This window comes from Pseudomonas sp. BB438 (genome assembly GCF_057180225.1).
This window is the reverse complement of the sequence record NZ_CM170001.1, coordinates 4,057,919-4,076,452: the sequence shown is the minus strand read 5'-3', so window position 1 is coordinate 4,076,452 and position 18,534 is coordinate 4,057,919. Positions and strand designations below refer to the sequence as shown.

The window sequence follows — 18,534 nt, the reverse complement described above, 5'->3', positions numbered from 1 at the left end:
TCCCTACAAAAGAAAAACGAGGGCAGCATGATCAATCGTTCCAAGACTCTGGCCGGCTTCACCCTGGCAGGCCTCGCACTTGTCGCCGCCGCTGGCACCTCCCAGGCGGTACAGACCGTCACCATCGCCAACTGGAGCGGCTACATCGCCGAAGACACCCTGGCGAACTTCACCAAGCAGACCGGCATCCAGACCACCTACGACCTGGTGGACAGCAACGAGACCACCGAAGCCAAGCTGATGACCGGTGCCAGCGGCTACGACCTGGCCAGCCCGTCCAACCACTTCCTGCCGCGCCTGATCAAGGCCGGCGCCATCCAGGAACTGGACAAGAGCAAGCTGCCGAACTGGAAGAACCTCGACCCCAAGCTGATGAAGATCCTCGAGGCCAACGATCCGGGTAACCGCTACGCCATTCCCTACCTCTGGGTGACCGTCGGCATCGGCTACAACGAAGACAAGATCAAGGCCATTTTCGGCAACACCGACGTCACCCACAGCTGGCAGCTGCTGTTCGATCCGAAGAACGCGGAGAAGCTCGCCCAGTGCGGCATCGCGGTGATCGACAATGCCACCCAGATGGTGCCCATCACCCTCAAGGTGCTTGGCCGCGACCCGGCGAGCCAGAACCCGGACGACTTCAAGGCAGCCGAAGCTGCGCTGCTGGCGGTACGCCCGTCGATCCGCTACTTCCACCAGTCGAAATACGTCAGCGACCTGGCCAACGGCAATATCTGCGTCGCCATCGGCTTCAGCGGCGACGTGCTGCAGGCCATGACCACCGCCAGGCAGGCCGGCAATAACGTGAAGATCGGCTACAGCCTGCCGCGCGAAGGCAGCACCATCGCCGTGGACACCGTGACCATTCCCAAGGGCGCGCCGCACCTGGACAATGCCTACGCCTACATGAACTACCTGCTGCAGCCGGAAGTGATCGCCAACATCAGCAATGCCGTGCAGTACCCCAACGGCAACGCCGCCGCGACCCAGTACGTCGACCCGGAACTGCGCAGCAACCCGGCCGTCTACCCGCCGCAGGAAGTGCTCGACACCCTGTTCCCGATCAAGACCCTGTCGCCGTCCGGGATGCGCATGAGCACTCGCCTGTGGACCCGCGTGATGAGCGGCAAATGACCCAGCCCAACGACCTGCGCCGCCACGCCCTGGTGGTCGGCGCCGGCGTGGTCGGCCTGGCCACCGCGCTGCAACTGCAACGCCGCGACTTCCGCGTGACCCTGCTGGACCGCAACCCGCCCGGTCTCGCCACGTCGTTCGGCAATGCCTGCACCTTCGCCACCTACTCGGTGGAGCCGGTGGCCACACCCGGTATCTGGCGCAAGGCGCCGGGCATGCTGCTGCGCCCGGACAGCCCGCTGGCGATCCGCCCGGCCTACCTGCCGCGCATCGCGCCCTGGCTACTGCAGTTCCTGGCGGCCTCGCGGCGCGATCGCGTGGAAGCCATCGGCCACGACCTCAACACCCTGCTGCGCCCCTGCATGGGGGCCTGGCAGGGGCTGTTCGACGAGGCCGGCGCCAACGACCTGATCCGCCACGATGGCTCGCTGTACATCTTCGAAGCCCACGAGCGCGGCGACGCGCAGGCCATGGTGGATTACCACCGACGCTTCGAGGTGCCGATCCGATTCGTCGAGGGCGCCGAATTGCGCGAGCAGGAACCGGCGCTCAACGCCCGAGCGAGCTGTGCGGTGGAGCTGCCCGGCGTGAGCCGCACGCTCGATCCGTACGCGCTGAGCCTGCGCCTGTTCGATCGCTTCCTGGCCATGGGCGGCGAGTTCCGCCGTGGCGAGCTGCTGGGCCTGGAACCGGCCGGGCAGGGCAGGGATGCCGTGCAGGCACAGTTGGCAACCGGTGAGCGACTGGCTGCCGACCGCGTTGCGCTGTGTACCGGGGCCTGGTCGCGCACGCTGGTGGATCAACTCGGCGATGCGGTGCCGCAGGATACGGAGCGCGGTTACCACGTGCTCTTCGGGCATGCCGGGCAGGTGCTCAATCGCCCGGTGTGCTGGGGGGCCGGCGGTTTCTACATGACGCCGATGGCGCAGGGCCTGCGGATCGCCGGCACGGTGGAGTTCGCCGGGCTGGACGCGTTGCCGAGTCCGGCCCGCTACCGCTACCTGACCCGCGGTGCACGGCGCTTCCTGCGCCTGCAGCACGAGCCGGTGTCGCAGTGGATGGGCTTCCGCTCCTCGGTGCCGGATAGCATGCCGGTGCTCGGTCCGTCCCGGCGCCTGCCGCAGGTCTTTTACAACTTCGGCCACGGCCACATCGGCCTGACGCTCGGCGCGATCACCGGCCAGCTGCTCGCCGAGCAGGCCAGCGACGTCGTCACCAGCGTACCGGTGACGCCCTTCCTCGCCAGCCGCTTCAGCGCTCGCTGAAGCGCCGGCGTTCACCCAGCAGCCAGGAGATAACGACATGCCCCAGCTGACCCTCGTCGCCCCCCGCAGCCATGCCATGCGCAGCGTGGGCCTGATGCTGTTGTCGATGTTCTGTTTCGCAGTGGTGGACGCACTGGCCAAGGTCGTGGCGCTGAAGTACCCGGCCAACGAGGTGACCTTCTTCCGCATGGCCTTCGGCGTGCTGCCGGCCTTTCTCCTCTGCCTGCGCGGCCGCCCGCTGGCGGAGCGCTGGCGGCAACTGGACGTGCGCGGACAGAGCATCCGCGCGGTAACGCTGCTGGGGTCTTCGGCGCTGTTCTTCGCCGGGCTGCCCTACGTGGCGCTGAGCGAGGCCATTTCCATTGCCTACTCCGAGGCGCTGCTGGTGATCGTGCTGGCGCCGCTGCTGCTGGGCGAACGCCTGCTGCCGCGCAATGCGCTGGCGGCAGTGCTCGGCTTCATCGGCGTGCTGATGGTGGTCAAGCCGGACAACGCCGAGGCCAGCCTGGTCGGGCCGGGATTGCTGGTGGCCAGTGCCTTCTTCGGTGCGCTGTCGATGATCCAGATCCGCCGCATCCGAGAGACCGACGACTCCACCACCACGGTGCTGTATTTCACCGTGGTCGGCACCCTGGTTACCGGCGCCACGCTGCCGTTTTCCTGGAGCACGCCGAGCCTGCCGGACCTTGGCTTCATGCTCGCACTCGGGTTGCTCGCGACCCTCGGGCAGTTGCTCTTTACCATCGCCGTGCGCCGCGCCCACGCCGCCACGCTGGCGCCGTACACCTACACCAGCATCATCTGGGCGAGCCTGTTCGGCTACGTGATCTGGGGCGAGGTGCTCAGCCTGCTGTCGCTGGTCGGCATCGTGCTGATCGTCGGCAGCGCCGTGGTCGTGGCGGTGCTGGAGCAGCCGCCGGAAGGCTCGGTGGTGTGATTTTTCCGGCTTCCCACTGGGCGCTACGCGCCGTTTCACAAGAGAGATTTCATGCAACAGAAAGCCGTACTCGACCAGGCTGACGTCACCCGCATTGTTGCCGCCGCCACCGACGAAGCCCGGCGCCAGGGCTGGGCCGTATGCATCGCCGTGGCCGACGACGGCGGCCACCCACTGGCGCTGGTGCGCCTGGACGGCTGCGCGCAGGCCAGTGCCTACATCGCCACCGAGAAGGCCCGCAGCGCGGCCATCGGCCGCCGCGAGACCCGCGAGTACGAAAACATGGTCAACGGTGGCCGCACGGCTTTTCTCAGTGCGCCGCTGCTGACCTCCCTCGAAGGTGGCGTGCCGATCCTGGTGGCCGGGCAGGTGGTGGGCGCGGTCGGCGTCTCCGGCGTCCGCGCCGAGCAGGATGCGCAGATCGCCAAGGCGGGGATCGCCGGACTCTGAGGTACATCTTGGGTTTTCCCTGCAGGAGCGGTGTCAGCCGGCTGTGCAGGGGCGCCTGACCGAGCACGTTGCGCGAGGGGAATGATAAAAAAGCGCAAGGGCTGCGCCTCGACTACCGGTCAGAATCCGGCCCGTCAGTCTGGTACCATGCCGCGCCGGTATGCCAGCTGACGCGTGGTCGCTCCGCGCCCGGTGGCGCCTGCTTTTTCGTTCCTACTCTGCTGCAACAAGGCCACATCGATTGGAAAGCCCCCCTGCACGGCAGGGGCGAAGCGCTTTCCGCAGGGTCGATGGGGGCTTCTGGAATCCCGATGCACGATCCGATCAAACTCAAGGACCACCAGCAGGAGTCCACGCTGGTCAATCGCCGCCTGATTGCCTGCGGCGTGCTGGTAGCCCTGATGAGCGTGACCCTGGTGGCGAGGATGTACTTCCTCCAGGTCACCGACTACGCGACCAACGCCACCGTCTCCGAGAACAACCGCATCCACGTCCTGCCGATCCCGCCGGAGCGCGGGCTGATCTTCGACCGCAACGGCAAGGTGCTCGCCGAGAACCTGCCCAGCTTCAACCTCACCCTGACCCGCGAGCGCGCCGGCAATTCCCGGGCGGTGCTGGACCAGGTGACCGATATCCTGCACCTGAGCCCCGAGCAGCGCCTGCAGTGTGACAAGGCGCTGAAGAAGAGCCGTCATCCCTTCGAACCGGTCACCCTCCTGCATGACCTGAGCGAGGAGCAGATCGCCCTCATCGAGGTCAACCGTTACAAGCTGCCGGGCATCGACGTGGACGCCGAGTTCGTTCGCCACTACCCGTATGGCGAGCACTTCGCCCATTCGGTCGGCTTCGTCGGGCGGATCAACGAGCGCGAGGCCGCGCGCCTGGACAGCACCGAGTACCGCGGCACCGAGTACATCGGCAAGACCGGCATCGAGCACTTCTACGAGCCGCAGCTGCACGGCCACGTGGGCTACGAGGAAGTCGAGACCAATGCCCAGGGCCGCGTCATGCGCGTGCTGAAGAAGGTGCCACCAGTGGCCGGCGAGAACATCGTGCTGGGCCTGGACGTGGACCTGCAGATCGCCGCCGAGAAGGCGCTGGGCGATCGCCGCGGCTCCGTGGTGGCGCTGGACCCGAACACCGGCCAGGTGCTGGCCATGGTCAGCAACCCGAGCTTCGACCCGAACCTGTTCGTCAACGGCATCAGCTCGGCGCAGTACGCCGAACTGCGCGACTCCATCGACCGACCGCTGTTCAACCGGGCGCTGCGCGGGCTGTATTCGCCGGGCTCGACCATCAAGCCGGTGGTGGCCATCGCCGGGCTGGACACCGGCACCATCACGCCGGCCACGCGGGTCTTCGATCCGGGCTACTTCCAGCTGCCCAACTACGACCACAAGTACCGCAACTGGAACCACAGCGGTGATGGCTGGGTGGACCTGGACACGGCCATCAAACGCTCCAACGACACCTACTTCTACGATGTCGCGCACAAGCTTGGCATCGACCGCATGCACGACTACCTGACCCGCTTCGGACTGGGCAGCAAGGTGTCCATCGACATGGCCGAGGAGTCGCCCGGGCTGATGCCGTCCCGTGAGTGGAAACGTGCGACCCGGCGCCAGGCCTGGTTCCCCGGTGAAACGGTGATCCTCGGCATCGGCCAGGGCTACATGCAGGTGACGCCGCTGCAGCTCGCCGAAGCGACCTCGCTGATCGCCAGCAAGGGCGCCTGGCACCGTCCACGACTGGCCGAGACGGTGGGAGGCGAGGACGTTGTCGATGCCAATCCCATGCCGGACATCCACCTGAGCAATCCCCGCGACTGGGATGCGGTGAACTACGGCATGCAGCTGGTGATGCACGATCCGGGCGGCGGTGCACGCGCCGCGGGGCAGGGCGCGCAGTACCGGATCGCCGGCAAGAGCGGCACCGCGCAGATCGTCGCGATCCGCCAGGGCGAGCGTTACAACCGCCTGAAGACCAAGGAGCGCCACCGCGACAACGCGCTGTTCGTCGGCTTTGCGCCGGCGGCCGAGCCGTCCATCGTGGTCTCGGTGACCATCGAGAACGGCGAGGCCGGCGGTCGCGTGGCCGGCCCGGTGCTGCGCGAGATCATGGATGCCTGGCTGCTCGACCAGGATGGCAAGCTCAAGCCACAGTACGCCGTGCCCGCCGATACCGCATCGGGCAAGCACGCCTGAGACCTGCTGCGGCCCAGCCCGGTGCGCGGGCTGGGTGCGGCCGGCTAGGCCTGTGCCAGCGTCTCCGTCAGCGCGGCCTGCACCAGGGCATGCAGTGCCGTGCCTGGATGCTCGGCGTGCCAGGCCTTCAGCTCACGGCGCATGGCCGGCGTCCAGAAGTTCTGCAGGTGCTGCTGCACGCCACGGATCGCTACGTTGCGGTCCGGCTCGCTGGCGAAGTACAGGCCGATCTGGTTGGCCATCTTGATCAGGTTTTCGGTGCTCATCGACGGACCTCGGCTCTTTCCTGGCGGCGCTCCTTGAGCAGGCGTCGCTGTTCGTCGCTGAACGCCTGGTAGCGCTTCTGCCATTCCGACGGCTGGAACACGCGCACCACTTCCACCGCGGTGACCTTGTATTCCGGGCAGTTGGTGGCCCAGTCGGAGTTGTCGGTGGTGATCACGTTGGCGCCCGACTCGGGGAAATGGAAGGTCGTGTAGACCACCCCCGGCGCGACGCGCTCGCTGACCTTGGCACGCAGCACCGTCTGCCCGGCACGGCTGCCGACACCCACCCAGTCGCCGTCGCTGATGCCACGGCTCTCGGCGTCGCTGGCGTGGATTTCCAGGCGGTCTTCCTCGTGCCAGGCGACGTTGTCGGTGCGCCGGGTCTGCGCGCCGACGTTGTACTGGCTGAGGATGCGCCCGGTGGTGAGGAGCAGCGGATAACGGGCGTTGACCTTCTCCTCGGTCGGTACGTAGCCGGTGAGCATGAAACGCCCCTTGCCGCGTACGAACTGCTCGATGTGCATGGTCGGCGTGCCGTCCGGTGCGGCGTCGTTGCAGGGCCATTGCAGGCTGCCGTGGCGGTCCAGTTCGGCGTAGCTGACGCGGGTGAAGGTCGGCGTCAGGCGGGCGATCTCGTCCATGATCTGCGCCGGGTGCGTGTAGTCCATCGGGTAGCCCAGGGCGTTGGCCAGGGCCACGGTGGCTTCCCAGTCGGCCTTGCCGCCCAGCGGCTCCATCACCTTGCGCACGCGGGAGATGCGGCGCTCGGCGTTGGTGAAGGTGCCGTCCTTCTCGAGGAAGGAGCTGCCCGGCAGGAACACGTGGGCGAACTTGGCGGTTTCGTTGAGGAAGATGTCCTGTACCACCACGCATTCCATGGCGGAGAGCGCGGCGGTGACGTGCTGGGTGTTGGGGTCACTCTGGGCGATGTCCTCGCCCTGGCAGTACAGCGCCTTGAAGGTACCGCCCAGCGCCGCTTCGAACATGTTGGGAATGCGCAGGCCGGGATCGGGCTGCAGGGTCACGCCCCAGGCCTGTTCGAACTGGCTGCGCACGGTCTCGTTGGAGATGTGCCGGTAGCCGGGCAGCTCGTGAGGGAATGAACCCATGTCGCAGGAGCCTTGCACGTTGTTCTGCCCGCGCAGCGGGTTCACCCCGACGCCCTCGCGACCGACGTTGCCGGTGGCCATGGCGAGGTTGGCGATGCCCATCACCGCGGTGCTGCCCTGGCTGTGTTCGGTGACGCCCAGGCCGTAGTAGATCGCCGCGTTGCCGCCGGTGGCGTAGAGGCGGGCGGCGGCGCGGATTTCCTCGGGCTGCACGCCGCACACCGGGCCGAGCACTTCCGGGGCGTTTTCCGGCAGGCTGACGAAGTCGCGCCAGCGGATGAAGTCGCTGGTCTCGCAGCGCGCGTCGACGAAGTCCTGCTTGACCAGACCTTCGGTGACGATGACGTGGGCCAGCGCGTTGAGCATGGCGACGTTGGTGCCGGGGCGCAGTTGCAGGTGCAGTTCGGCGCGGGCGTGGGGTGAGTCGACCAGGTCGATGCGTCGCGGGTCGATGACGATCAGCTGCGCGCCCTGGCGCAGGCGGCGCTTGAGCTGCGAGCCGAACACCGGGTGTGCGTCAGTGGGGTTGGCGCCCATGACCAGCACCACGTCCGAGTGCATCACCGAGTCGAAGCTCTGGGTGCCGGCGGACTCGCCCAGGGTCTGCTTCAGACCGTAGCCGGTGGGCGAGTGGCAGACCCGCGCACACGTATCGACGTTGTTGTTGCCGAACGCTGCGCGCACCAATTTCTGCACCAGGTAGGTTTCTTCGTTGGTGCAACGGCTGGAGGTGATGCCACCGATGGAGTCGCGCCCGTATTTTGTCTGGATACGCCGGAATTCGCTGGCGGCGTAGGTGACCGCTTCGTCCCAGCTGACTTCCTGCCAGGGGTCGCTGATGTGCTTGCGGATCATCGGCTTGCTGATGCGGTCCGGGTGCGTGGCGTAGCCCCAGGCGAAGCGGCCCTTGACGCAGGAATGGCCGTGGTTGGCCTGGCCGTTCTTGTCCGGGACCATGCGCACCAGCTGGTTGCCTTTCATCTCCGCGCGGAACGAGCAGCCCACGCCGCAGTAGGCACAGGTGGTGATGACCGCGCGCTCCGGCTGGCCGATCTCGACCACGCTCTTTTCCATCAGCGTGGCGGTGGGGCAGGCCTGCACGCAGGCGCCGCAGGAGACGCACTCCGAATCGAGGAAGTTCTCGCCGCCGGCCGCCGCCACGCGGGACTCGAAGCCGCGCCCTTCGATGGTCAGGGCGAAAGTGCCCTGGGTTTCCTCGCAGGCGCGCACGCAGCGGTTGCAGACGATGCACTTGCTCGGGTCGTAGTCGAAGTAGGGGTTGGAGACGTCCTTGGCGTCCGTCAGGTGGTTGGCGCCGTCATAGCCGTAGCGCACTTCGCGCAGGCCGACCTGGCCGGCCACCGTCTGCAGCTCGCAGTTGCCGTTGGCCGAGCAGGTCAGGCAGTCCAGCGGGTGGTCGGAGATGTACAGCTCCATCACGTTGCGGCGCAGGTCCGCCAGTTTCGACGTCTGCGTGCGCACCACCATGCCGTCGCTCACCGGCGTGGTGCAGGAGGCCGGGTAGCCGCGCATGCCGTCGATTTCCACCAGGCACAGGCGGCACGAGCCGAAGGCTTCCAGGCTGTCGGTGGCGCAGAGTTTCGGGATGGTCGTGCCCAGCAGGGCGGCAGCGCGCATCACCGACGTGCCGGCCGGGACGCTGATCGGGCGGCCGTCGATGCTCAGGCTGACCTGCACGTCGCTGTCGCGTGCGGGCGTGCCGAAGTCGATGTCGCTGGTGTTGCCAGCGGAGGTAGAGGGATCGAAGTAGTTGATCACTGGTCGGCCTCCGAAGTCGCCAGACCGAAGTCGGCGGGGAAGTGCTTGAGGGCGCTGGCCACGGGGAAGGCGGTCATCCCGCCGAGCGCGCAGAGCGAGCCGTATTGCATCGTGTCGCAAAGGTCTGTCAGCAGCCGCGCCTGTTCCTCGCGGGCGCTGAGGTCGGTGGCGGCGATCAGCCGGTCCACCACCTCCACGCCGCGGGTGGAACCGATGCGGCAGGGCGTGCACTTGCCACAGGATTCCTCGGCACAGAATTGCAGGGCGAAGCGTGCCATGCGCGCCATGTCCAGGCTGTCGTCGGCGACCACCACGCCGCCATGGCCGAGCATGGCGCCGACGGCGGCGAAGGCCTCGTAATCCAGGGGAGTATCGAACTGCGAGGGCGGCACCCAGGCGCCGAGCGGGCCGCCGACCTGTGCGGCCTTCAGCGGACGGCCGCTGGCGGTGCCGCCGCCGTAGCCTTCCACCAGCTCGCGCAGGGTCAGGCCGAAGGCGCGCTCCACCAGCCCACCGTGGCGGACGTTGCCGGCCAGCTGGAAGGGCATGGTGCCCAGCGAGCGGCCCATGCCGAAGTCGCGGTAGAACGATGCGCCCCTGGCCAGGATGATCGGCACCGAGGCCAGGGTGAGCGCGTTGTGCACCAGCGTCGGCAGGCCGAACAGGCCCTGCAGCGCCGGCAGTGGCGGCTTGGCACGGACCACGCCGCGCTTGCCTTCCAGCGAATCCAGCAGGGCGGTTTCCTCGCCGCAGATATAGGCGCCGGCGCCGACGCGCACCTCCAGTTCGAAGGCACGACCGCTACCGCAGACGTCGTCACCCAGGTAGCCGGCTGCGCGGGCGATCTTCATCGCCTGGTTCAGGGTGGCGATGGCGTCCGGGTACTCCGAGCGCACGTAGACATAGCCGATGCTCGCACCGACGGCGAGGCCGGCGATGGCCATGCCCTCGATCAGCAGGAAGGGGTCGCCCTCCATCAGCATGCGGTCGGCGAAGGTGCCGGAATCGCCTTCGTCGGCGTTGCACACCACGTACTTCTGGCTGCCGGCCGCATCGCGCACGGTGCGCCACTTGATGCCGGCGGGGAAGGCCGCGCCACCGCGGCCGCGCAGACCGGAGTCGAGCACGGCGGCGACGATGTCGGCGCCGTCCATGCCGATGGCCCGGGCCAGGCCCTCGAAACCTCCGTGGGCGCGATAGTCGTCCAGCGACAGCGGCCGGGTGATGCCGGCGCGGGCAAAGAGCAGGCGCTGCTGGCTCTTCAGGTAGGGAATCTCCTCCACTCGCCCCAACGCCAGCGGATGGCTGGCCGGGTCACCGGAAAGCGCATCGAGCAGGGCGGGTACGTCGTCGACCGTGAGCGGGCCAAAGCCCAGCCGGCCGATGTTGCTGTCCAGCTCCAGCAGAGGCTCCAGCCAGTAGAGGCCACGGGAGCTGGTGCGCTGGATGTCCAGCGGCAACTGGCGGCGCTCGGCTTCGGCGACCAGGGCGTCAGTGACCTCGTCGGCGCCCACCGCGCGGGCCACCGAGTCGCAGGGGATGAACAGCGTCAGCATGTGGCGTCCCCCTGGCAGCCTTTCACCAGCTCGCGCAGGCGCTCGGGAGTGAGGCGGGCGTGTACGCGGCCGTCCAGTTCCAGTGCCGGCGAGCAGGCACAGGCGCCCAGGCAGTAGACCGGGCGCAGGGCGATGCGGCCGTCGGCGCTGGTGCCGTGGTCGTCCAGTGCGAGCTGCTTGCGCAATTGTGCGGCCAGGGCTTCGGCGCCCCGGCTCTGGCACGACTCGGCCCGGCACAGGCGCAGTGTATGGCGTGCCGGGGGCGCGGTGCGGAAGTCGTGGTAGAAGCTGATCACCCCGCGCACCTCGGCGATGCTGAGGTTCAGGGCGTGGGCGATTTCAGGGAGGGCATCGTCGGGAATGTAGCCGACGTAGTCCTGGATGGCGTGAAGCACCGGCAGCAGGGCGCCGGGCGTGGCCTTGAGACGTTCCAGCACATCGTGGATCAACGGCAGGTGAAGCGAATCATCAGGCATACAGCGCACCTCGACATCACGGGCGCCACCTGCCGGCGGCGAACCGGAATCCTTCGGCTGCGGCGTACCGGCCACGTCACGGTTTGCGTGGCTCTGCGGAGCGCCATTGTTGTTATGGGGTGTTGCAGTCCGGCCGGGCATCTGTGCGCGCCCGGTCCTCGACAGTAGGAAAGATTGCCATCCCTCTGGATAAGGGATAGCACTCGAACGACCCTTCGCATCCTGAAACCGACAGGGGACCCGAACGCCACCTTGTCCGCACAGAGCCCCCTTGTTGGCCGGCAAAGCCCTCGGGGATCGCAGGTGCCCGACTTAACCTGCCTGCTACCCATGACAACAAGAATCCGCGCAGCCGGTCCGCGCGGGAAGAAAAGGGGAGCACCATGCACAAACTCGCAACACCCTGGCTGCCGCTTGCTTTGCTGGCGCTGTCCGGCTTGCTCGCTGGCTGTGGCGACGATGCGGCGCCGACACCACCGCACAACGCTGCCGCCCTGGCGCCGACTGACCCCGCCTTGGCGAAGATCTACGACAGCAGCTGCAAGCTCTGCCACGCCAACCCGGCTTCCGGCGCGCCGCAGGCCGGCGATGTGAAGGCCTGGCAGCCGCGCGTCGCCCAGGGCGCGGACAGCTTGCTGGACCACAGCATCAATGGCTTCAAGGGCATGCCGCCGATGGGCATGTGCATGCAGTGCTCGGAGGACGAGTTCCTCGCGCTGATTTCCTTTATGTCCGGCCAGTCGGTCCAGTAAGCACGGGGTCCCTTCGATGCCTATTCAACTTACCCGGCGCCAGCTCCTGCAGAGCGCCGGTATCGCCGGCGCCTTCGCCGCGCTGTCGACCAGCCCGCTGGCGGCCGAGCTGGCTCGCGCGCCGCGGCTGATCCCCTGGCGCAACTGGTCCGGCGGGCAAAGCTGTCTGCCGGCGGCGCGCCTGGCGCCGCAGAGCCTGGACGAGCTGGTGCAGGTCATCCGCCAGGCACAGGGCAAGGTCCGCCCGGTGGGCTCGGCGCATTCCTTCAGCGCCCTGGTGCCCACCGATGGCACGCTGGTCTCGCTGGCCTACTTCAACGGCCTGCTCAGCCACGATGCCGCCACGCTGCAGGCGGAGTTCGCCGCCGGCACGCCCATGTCGCTGATGGGGGCGGCCTTGAAGGAGGTCGGCCAGGCGCTGCCGAACATGTCGGACATCGACTACCAGACGCTGGCCGGGGCGATCTCCACGTCGACCCACGGTACCGGCGTCGGCTTCGGCTCGTACTCCTCTCGCGTGAGCGGCCTGCAACTGGTGACCGCCGGTGGCGAGGTGCTGGACTGCGACGCCCAGCGCCACCCCGAGGTGTTCAGCGCTGCACGGGTGTCCCTCGGCGCCTTCGGCATCGCCACCCGCGTACGACTGCAGAACCGCCAGGCGTTTCGCCTGCACGAACGGCAGTGGATCGCCAGTACCGAGGAGCTGCTGGAGGACGTGGAGAAGAACACCCGCGAGAACCAGCACTGGGAAATGCAGGTGCTGACCCACTCCGACTACGCACTGTCCATCGCCCTGAACGAGACCACCGACCCGGCCACGCCGCCGCTGGACCCGGCCAAGGAGGGCGGCAACGAGTACGTCAGCATCATCGAGAACCTCGACAAGTACGGCAGCGACTTCCCCGCCGCGCGGCGCTTCCTGCTCAACAGCCTGCGCCATGTTGCCAGCTTCGACGACCGGATCGGCGACTCCTACGACATCTTCGCCAACGTGCGCAACGTGCGCTTCAACGAGATGGAATATTCGGTACCCGCCGAACACGGCCCGGCCTGCCTGCGCGAGATCCTCAAGCTGATCAACGACAAGGACCTGCGCACCTGGTTCCCCATCGAGTACCGCTACGTGAAGGCCGACGACATTCCCCTGAGCATGTTCGAGGGGCGCGACAGCTGCTCCATCTCCGTGCACCAGCACTACAGCATGGACCACCACAACTTCTTCGCCGCCGTCGAGCCGATCTTCTGGAAGTACGCCGGCCGGCCGCACTGGGGCAAGCTGCACACGCTGAACGCGCGCACCCTGCAACCGCTGTATCCGCGCTGGAAGGAATTCACCGAGGTGCGCCGCGAGCTGGACCCGCAGGGCAAGTTCCTCAATGCCCACCTGTCATCGATCCTGGGCGTGGCCTGACAAGGAAGAACAACCCATGAAACGACGCAATTTCATCGTGGGCGCGGCCGGTGCGGGCGTGCTGCTCGCCGGAGCCGGCGCCTGGCTGCGCCCGACCGACCACGGCGCCCCGTACGACGACTACTTCGCCCGCCTGAACCGTGAGCTGCGCGAGCACGGGCCGATGCGCCCGGTGATGCTGATCGACCTCGACCGGCTGGATCACAACGTCGACGTGGTGATGCAGTCGGTGGCGCGCACCGGCAAACACCTGCGCGTGGTGGAGAAGTCCCTGCCGTCGCCGCACCTGCTCGACTACATCGCCAGGCGCGCCGGCACCCGGCGGATGATGTCGTTCCACCAGCCCTTCCTCAATCATGATGCCGAGCGCTTCCCCGACTCCGACCTGCTGCTGGGCAAGCCGCTGCCGGTGGGCTCGGCGCAGCAGTTCTACGAGAACCTGCGCGGCCCCTTCGACCCGACCACCCAGCTGCAGTGGCTGCTCGACACCCCCGAGCGCCTGCAGCAGTACCTGGCGCTGGCGCAGGGGCGCAATACACGGCTGCGGATCAACATCGAACTGGATGTCGGGCTGCACCGGGGCGGCGTGGCCGATCACGAGACCCTGGGGCGAATGCTCACGATCATCGGCGCCAACCCGCAGCACCTGGAGTTCGCCGGCTTCATGGGCTATGACCCCTTCGTCGGCATGGGGGTCCCCGAGATTCTGGGGTCGTCGCAGGAACTCTTTGCCAAGGTCATGACGATCTACGACGGCTTCGTCGACTACGCCCGCACCCAGCATGCGACCCTGTGGACGCCGGGCCTGACGCTCAATACCGCCGGCAGCCCCAGCTACAAGATGCACGAGAATGAGCGCACCAGCACCGAGGTGTCGGTGGGCTCGGCGCTGGTCAAGCCGACCCACTATGACTTGCCGTCGCTGGTAGAGCACCAGCCTGCCGCCTTCATCGCCACGCCGGTGATCAAGAGCACCGGCGCGGTGCGCATTCCGGCACTGGACGACAAATCGAAAGTGTTCTCCTGGTGGGACCCGAACCAGCGCGAGACCTTCTTCGTCTACGGCGGCAACTGGATGGCCGAGCCCGAGTCGCCAGCGGGCCTGCAGTTCAACGGCTTGTATGGCCGCAGCTCCAACCAGGAAATGGTCAATGGCTCCAGCGCCGTCGGCCTGAAGGTGGACGACCAGATGTTCCTGCGGCCAACCCAGTCCGAATCCATCCTGCTGCAGTTCGGCGACCTGCTGGCGGTGCGTGGAGGGCGCATCGTCGATCAGTGGCCGGTCTACAGCTGACCGGCGGAGCGCCGGCGCAGGACGGGGAGCCTTGCGCCGGCGCTGTTTCACTAGCGGCCTGTAATATTCTGTTACGCCTGCTCTTGGCGGGCCTGTGAACGCGTTATGATGCGGCCATCGTGCGCCAGCCACATAACAAGAATCGCCGGCGCCACCGATCGAGAGCAGCCTGCATGCCCAGTACAAGCATCGATGCGCAATTCGACCTGGCCCTGGTTTCGCCCTTTTTGCTGCAGACCCTGGCCGACGTAGCTGGCGACGAAGGCGTCAGCGGCGAGCGACTGTGCCGCGGACTTGGCTTCACCGCCGAGGAGTTGCAGGACCCGGCCCAGCGCGTCACCTACCGGCAGACGGTGGCGATGATCCAGCGTGCCCTCGCGGCACTCCCCGAGCGCGGCCTGGGGCTATGGGTCGGTCATCGCAACGTGTTGGGCACCCTCGGCCTGCTCGGCCATGTACTGTCCCTGTGCAAGACCCTGCGCGATGCTTTCGAGCTGGGCCGGCGCTTCCAGCACACCACCGGCGGCATCGCGGTCTGCAACCTGATCGAGGGGCCCGAGGAGAGCTTCATCGAAGTCGAATGCCGGCTGCCCTTCGCCGATATCCAGGTGTTCGCCGTGGAGGAGTTCTTCGCCAGCCTGCTGGTCTACAACCGCACCCTGGTCGGTCCCCAGTTCCAGCCGCTGCGCTTCGAGTTCACCCATGCCGCGCCCAGCTATGAAGCCGAGTACCGCCGCCTGCTCGGGCCGAACCTGCAATTCGGCTGCCTGCACAACCGCGTGGCCATCGCCAGTCACTGGCTCGACGTGCAACTGCCCAGCCACCACCCCGTTGCCCTGCGCCAGGCGCTCAACCTGCTGGAGACGGAATCTGCCCAGGTACAGCAGAAGACTGGCCTGCTGGACACGGTGGAGCGCGCCATCGCCCGCGACCTCGCCCACGGCAGCGCGATCGACAAGGTGGCCGGCGAGCTGAACATGAGCAGCCGTACCCTGCGCCGTCGCCTGAGCGAGCATGGCATCACCTTCGACGCCTTGCAGGAGCAGGTGCGCCATGCTCGCGCCATGAGCCTGCTGAACAACCCGGAGATGCCCATCGAACGCATCGCCGAGGCGCTCGGCTACAGTGATGTGCGCGGCTTTCGCCGGGCGTTCAAGCGCTGGACCGGGCAGAGTCCGTCCGCCTGCCGCGACGAGGCAATGGCTCCGGCACCCTGACGGCCGCTCGGCGATTACATTGACGCGGCACAAGGGCGTTAGCGGCCCACGCGGTTAAGGTCGTGTCGACACATCAACGAGGAGCACAGCATGTACGAGCACGTACTGGCCGCCGTCGACGGCAGCCCCGTTTCCTTCCGAGCCCTGGCCGAGGGTGCAAGACTGGTCCGCATGAGTGGCGGCGAACTGCACGTCATCACCATCGTCGACCGCCCCCTCGGGCACCTGCCTTATTACGCCAAGTACTATGACGCCGAGGCCTTGCACGCCGCGGCGCTAAAGGCTGCGGACGATATCCTGGGCAAGGCGCGGGAAGTGGTCGCCGAGTACGCCGTGCCGGCGACTTACCAGCGGGTCAACATGGAAACCACCGGTGAAGAGGTGGCCGATCGCATCGAAGTCGAGGCCGACGCCGTCAAGGCCGATGCCATTGTCATGGGTACCCACAGCCGTCGTGGTGTGCATCGCCTGATGCTGGGCAGCGTGGCCGAAGGGGTGTTGCAGTCGAGCAAGCGTCCGGTACTGCTGGTGCGCGATCACTGACGCTTCAGGTCGGCTGCGGGTGTCGCAGGCACCCGCTGTCGCAGCCGGGACTGCCTTTCGTCGACCTACGCGGCGAACGCTGCGCCGCTAACGGCAAGCCTTCGGGAAATCGGCTGTACTGGATATTCCCGATCCCTGCACGGCAGGAGGTGATGCCATGACCCGTTCCCTGTTCACCGCGATCCTGGCGGCGACGCTGCTTGTCGCCTCGATCGGCTCTGCCTGGGCGACCGAGCAGGCGGATCAGCGACGCCAGGCGCGGGACGTACGCCAGGAAACCCGGCAGGACGCCCGGCAGACCAAGCAGAACTGCCGCGCCGCTGACCAGAAGTACAACGCCCAGTGCCGCCAGGACAAACGCCAGACCAAGCAACAGGGTCGCGAGACCGCGCGGGATATCAAGTACTGAGTAACCCGCGTGGCGCATCAGCGGGCAACGGCTACGCTCGGTGAATTCGTCCGGCCGCGGTGGCCACGCCCGCTCGCCCTGCCTCATGTTCCCGTTACCCGACAGCAAACACCCTGACGCAAGGAGTCGCCCGATGCGTGTGTCCCGTTGGATCTGCCTGTCCCTGGCTGCTGGCGCGCTGGTTGGCTGCCAGAGCCAGAAGAACGATGAGTTGAGCTACCAGTTCGACAGCACCGAGTCGGTCGCCCAGGGCGTGCCGGGCGGTGCCATGACCGAGACGGAGGAGATGCAGGCCAGCGTCAGCGCCATCGATCGCACCAAGCGAACCTTCACCCTCAAGGACGACCACGGCAACAGCCGGACCCTCCAGGCTCCGCCGGAAATGCGCAACTTCGACCAGCTCAAGGTGGGCGACCGGGTCCGCGCCATCGTCGCGCTGGAGCGCCTGGTCTACCTGCGCGAGCCGGGCCAGGAGAGTGGCAGCGGCGCCGCCGGCCTGCTGGCAACCGCACGGCCGGGCAACAAGCCGGGCATGCTGGCGGCCGACACGGTGGAGATCACCGCCACGGTCAAATCCATGGACACCGCCAAGCGCACGGCCACCCTGCAATTCGCCGACGGCAGCCAGCACACGGTCAAGGTTCGTCCCGACGTGGTGATGAAGCCCGAGTACCTCGGCCGGCAACTGGTGATGCGGGTGAGCTCCGCCGTCGCCGTCAGCGTCCAGCCGCAATAGGTCGCCTGCTCAGGGCTGGCTTTCCAGTGGCGCAGGAAGGTGCAGGACGATCTGCGCGTCCTTGACCACGTCCAGGCGCAGGATGCGCGACGCGCCCAGGCCATCGAGCAACTGGCTCAATGGCCCGCCGTTGCGGCTGAGGCGGACGCCGCGCGGCAGCAGCTTCTGTGCGTACGACAGGGTGTTGCTCTGCACGCGGGTCTGGTGCCAGCGGCCGTCGACCTGATGGACCATGGTGGTGGTGCCCAGGCGCGATTGCGGGGTGGCGATCTCCAGGGCGGGCAACGCTGCCTCGAGGACCAGGTCCGCCTTGCCATTGGGCCCCAGGATGCTGGCGGCCACATTGCTGTCGATCTTCACCTCGATGCCGGTGCGCCATTTGGGCAGTTGGTAGCCGTGCACGCCGCGCACCCGCGCAATCTCGGTGGAGACCGGCAGGGCCAGCACGTGGGCGTTAAAGCTGCGCCGGCGCATCGAGTCGAGCAGCTCCAAGGCATGACTGCCCCTGGCGCCCGGTTTGCGGATGACGATGGCGACCGAGACCTCGTCGTACGGGTCGTTGTCGCACACCGCGTAGGAGAAGAAGGTCAGCGCCACCAGACCCTGGCCGAGCAGGGCGCGCAACGGCTCCAGCGGGGCTGGCAACGTGGCGCGCAGACGATCGATGGGCGCGAGGAACAGTAGCTGGATACTGCTGGTGCGGTAGTAGAAGTTCGGCGCCCAGGTATGTCCGACGCGCGAGGCGACCCTCTGCTTGGGAATGCGCCGGAAGTAATCGATGTTGCCTGCGGCGGGGTCCTTCGCTACCTCGTTCAGGTCCGGGTTCATCCGGTAGCGGTCGTAATAGCCGCCCTCGATCACTTCAACGCTGTGGGTGCCGAACTCGACTTCCTTGAACCGCGCCTGCATCTGTTTGACCTTCTGGTTGATCCCATGAGAGCCGCCCGGCGTTTCGAGCCGGGCGGCGAATGGGCTCACCCTAGGTTTAAAGTTAAC

General features: G+C 67.2%; 17 protein-coding genes. 12 read left to right on the top strand and 5 right to left on the bottom strand.

Going from position 1 to position 18,534, the window contains the following annotated elements; all coding sequences use genetic code 11:
- The first annotated feature begins 27 nt into the window (after positions 1-27).
- From AC1ZV1_RS18595 to mrdA, 5 genes are all read left to right on the top strand, one after another.
- A complete protein-coding gene (locus AC1ZV1_RS18595) occupies positions 28-1,134 on the top strand; it encodes a polyamine ABC transporter substrate-binding protein (RefSeq protein ID WP_484293028.1) in 1,107 nt (368 codons plus the stop codon).
- The gene (locus tag AC1ZV1_RS18590) at positions 1,131-2,399 is read left to right on the top strand and encodes an NAD(P)/FAD-dependent oxidoreductase (RefSeq protein WP_484293027.1); all 1,269 of its coding nucleotides are present in this window, start codon (positions 1,131-1,133) and stop codon (positions 2,397-2,399) included. Before AC1ZV1_RS18595 ends, AC1ZV1_RS18590 begins: the two co-directional genes overlap by 4 nt.
- A 37-nt stretch (positions 2,400-2,436) precedes the next feature.
- On the top strand, positions 2,437-3,336 hold the full coding sequence (locus tag AC1ZV1_RS18585) for a DMT family transporter (RefSeq protein WP_138214579.1): 900 nt from the start codon (positions 2,437-2,439) through the stop codon (positions 3,334-3,336).
- 51 nt (positions 3,337-3,387) lie between these two features.
- Positions 3,388-3,786: a heme-binding protein gene (locus AC1ZV1_RS18580; RefSeq protein WP_484293026.1), complete on the top strand. Its 399-nt coding sequence runs from the start codon at positions 3,388-3,390 to the stop codon at positions 3,784-3,786.
- Between the two features lie 311 nt (positions 3,787-4,097).
- A complete protein-coding gene (gene mrdA / locus AC1ZV1_RS18575) occupies positions 4,098-5,990 on the top strand; it encodes a penicillin-binding protein 2 (protein ID WP_484293025.1) in 1,893 nt (630 codons plus the stop codon).
- Between the two features lie 44 nt (positions 5,991-6,034).
- On the opposite strand, the gene AC1ZV1_RS18570 is transcribed toward mrdA, so the two are convergent.
- The 4 genes from AC1ZV1_RS18570 to AC1ZV1_RS18555 are packed head-to-tail and all read right to left on the bottom strand — an operon-like array spanning position 6,035 to position 11,176.
- Positions 6,035-6,256, bottom strand: coding sequence for a formate dehydrogenase subunit delta (locus AC1ZV1_RS18570; RefSeq protein WP_484293024.1), 222 nt, complete (start codon positions 6,254-6,256; stop codon positions 6,035-6,037).
- Positions 6,253-9,144 (bottom strand): formate dehydrogenase subunit alpha, encoded by a 2,892-nt coding sequence (gene fdhF, locus AC1ZV1_RS18565; RefSeq protein ID WP_484293023.1) that lies wholly within the window; start codon positions 9,142-9,144, stop codon positions 6,253-6,255. Before fdhF ends, AC1ZV1_RS18570 begins: the two co-directional genes overlap by 4 nt.
- Positions 9,141-10,700, bottom strand: coding sequence for a formate dehydrogenase beta subunit (locus tag AC1ZV1_RS18560; protein ID WP_484293022.1), 1,560 nt, complete (start codon positions 10,698-10,700; stop codon positions 9,141-9,143). Before AC1ZV1_RS18560 ends, fdhF begins: the two co-directional genes overlap by 4 nt.
- Positions 10,694-11,176 (bottom strand): formate dehydrogenase subunit gamma, encoded by a 483-nt coding sequence (locus AC1ZV1_RS18555; RefSeq protein WP_484293021.1) that lies wholly within the window; start codon positions 11,174-11,176, stop codon positions 10,694-10,696. The genes AC1ZV1_RS18560 and AC1ZV1_RS18555 overlap by 7 nt, the downstream gene beginning before the upstream one ends.
- 383 nt (positions 11,177-11,559) lie before the next feature.
- Between AC1ZV1_RS18555 and AC1ZV1_RS18550 the strand changes: the two genes are divergently transcribed.
- From AC1ZV1_RS18550 to AC1ZV1_RS18520, 7 genes are all read left to right on the top strand, one after another.
- The gene (locus tag AC1ZV1_RS18550; RefSeq protein ID WP_484293020.1) at positions 11,560-11,928 is read left to right on the top strand and encodes a c-type cytochrome; all 369 of its coding nucleotides are present in this window, start codon (positions 11,560-11,562) and stop codon (positions 11,926-11,928) included.
- A gap of 16 nt (positions 11,929-11,944) precedes the next feature.
- Entirely contained in the window at positions 11,945-13,339 is a 1,395-nt protein-coding gene (locus tag AC1ZV1_RS18545; RefSeq protein WP_484293019.1) for a D-arabinono-1,4-lactone oxidase, read from the top strand.
- 85 nt (positions 13,340-13,424) lie between these two features.
- A complete protein-coding gene (locus AC1ZV1_RS18540) occupies positions 13,425-14,633 on the top strand; it encodes a DSD1 family PLP-dependent enzyme (RefSeq protein WP_484297589.1) in 1,209 nt (402 codons plus the stop codon).
- Between the two features lie 173 nt (positions 14,634-14,806).
- Positions 14,807-15,850, top strand: coding sequence for an AraC family transcriptional regulator ligand-binding domain-containing protein (locus AC1ZV1_RS18535; protein WP_484293018.1), 1,044 nt, complete (start codon positions 14,807-14,809; stop codon positions 15,848-15,850).
- 90 nt (positions 15,851-15,940) lie between these two features.
- On the top strand, positions 15,941-16,393 hold the full coding sequence (locus AC1ZV1_RS18530; RefSeq protein ID WP_484293017.1) for a universal stress protein: 453 nt from the start codon (positions 15,941-15,943) through the stop codon (positions 16,391-16,393).
- Between the two features lie 157 nt (positions 16,394-16,550).
- A complete protein-coding gene (locus tag AC1ZV1_RS18525) occupies positions 16,551-16,802 on the top strand; it encodes a hypothetical protein (RefSeq protein WP_484293016.1) in 252 nt (83 codons plus the stop codon).
- A gap of 133 nt (positions 16,803-16,935) precedes the next feature.
- Positions 16,936-17,538 carry a hypothetical protein gene (locus AC1ZV1_RS18520; protein ID WP_484293015.1) on the top strand — a complete coding sequence of 201 codons (603 nt, stop codon included), beginning with the start codon at positions 16,936-16,938 and terminating at the stop codon, positions 17,536-17,538.
- Positions 17,539-17,547: 9 nt separating this feature from the next.
- On the opposite strand, the gene AC1ZV1_RS18515 is transcribed toward AC1ZV1_RS18520, so the two are convergent.
- Positions 17,548-18,447 (bottom strand): acetoacetate decarboxylase, encoded by a 900-nt coding sequence (locus tag AC1ZV1_RS18515; RefSeq protein ID WP_484293014.1) that lies wholly within the window; start codon positions 18,445-18,447, stop codon positions 17,548-17,550.
- Positions 18,448-18,534: the final 87 nt, after the last annotated feature.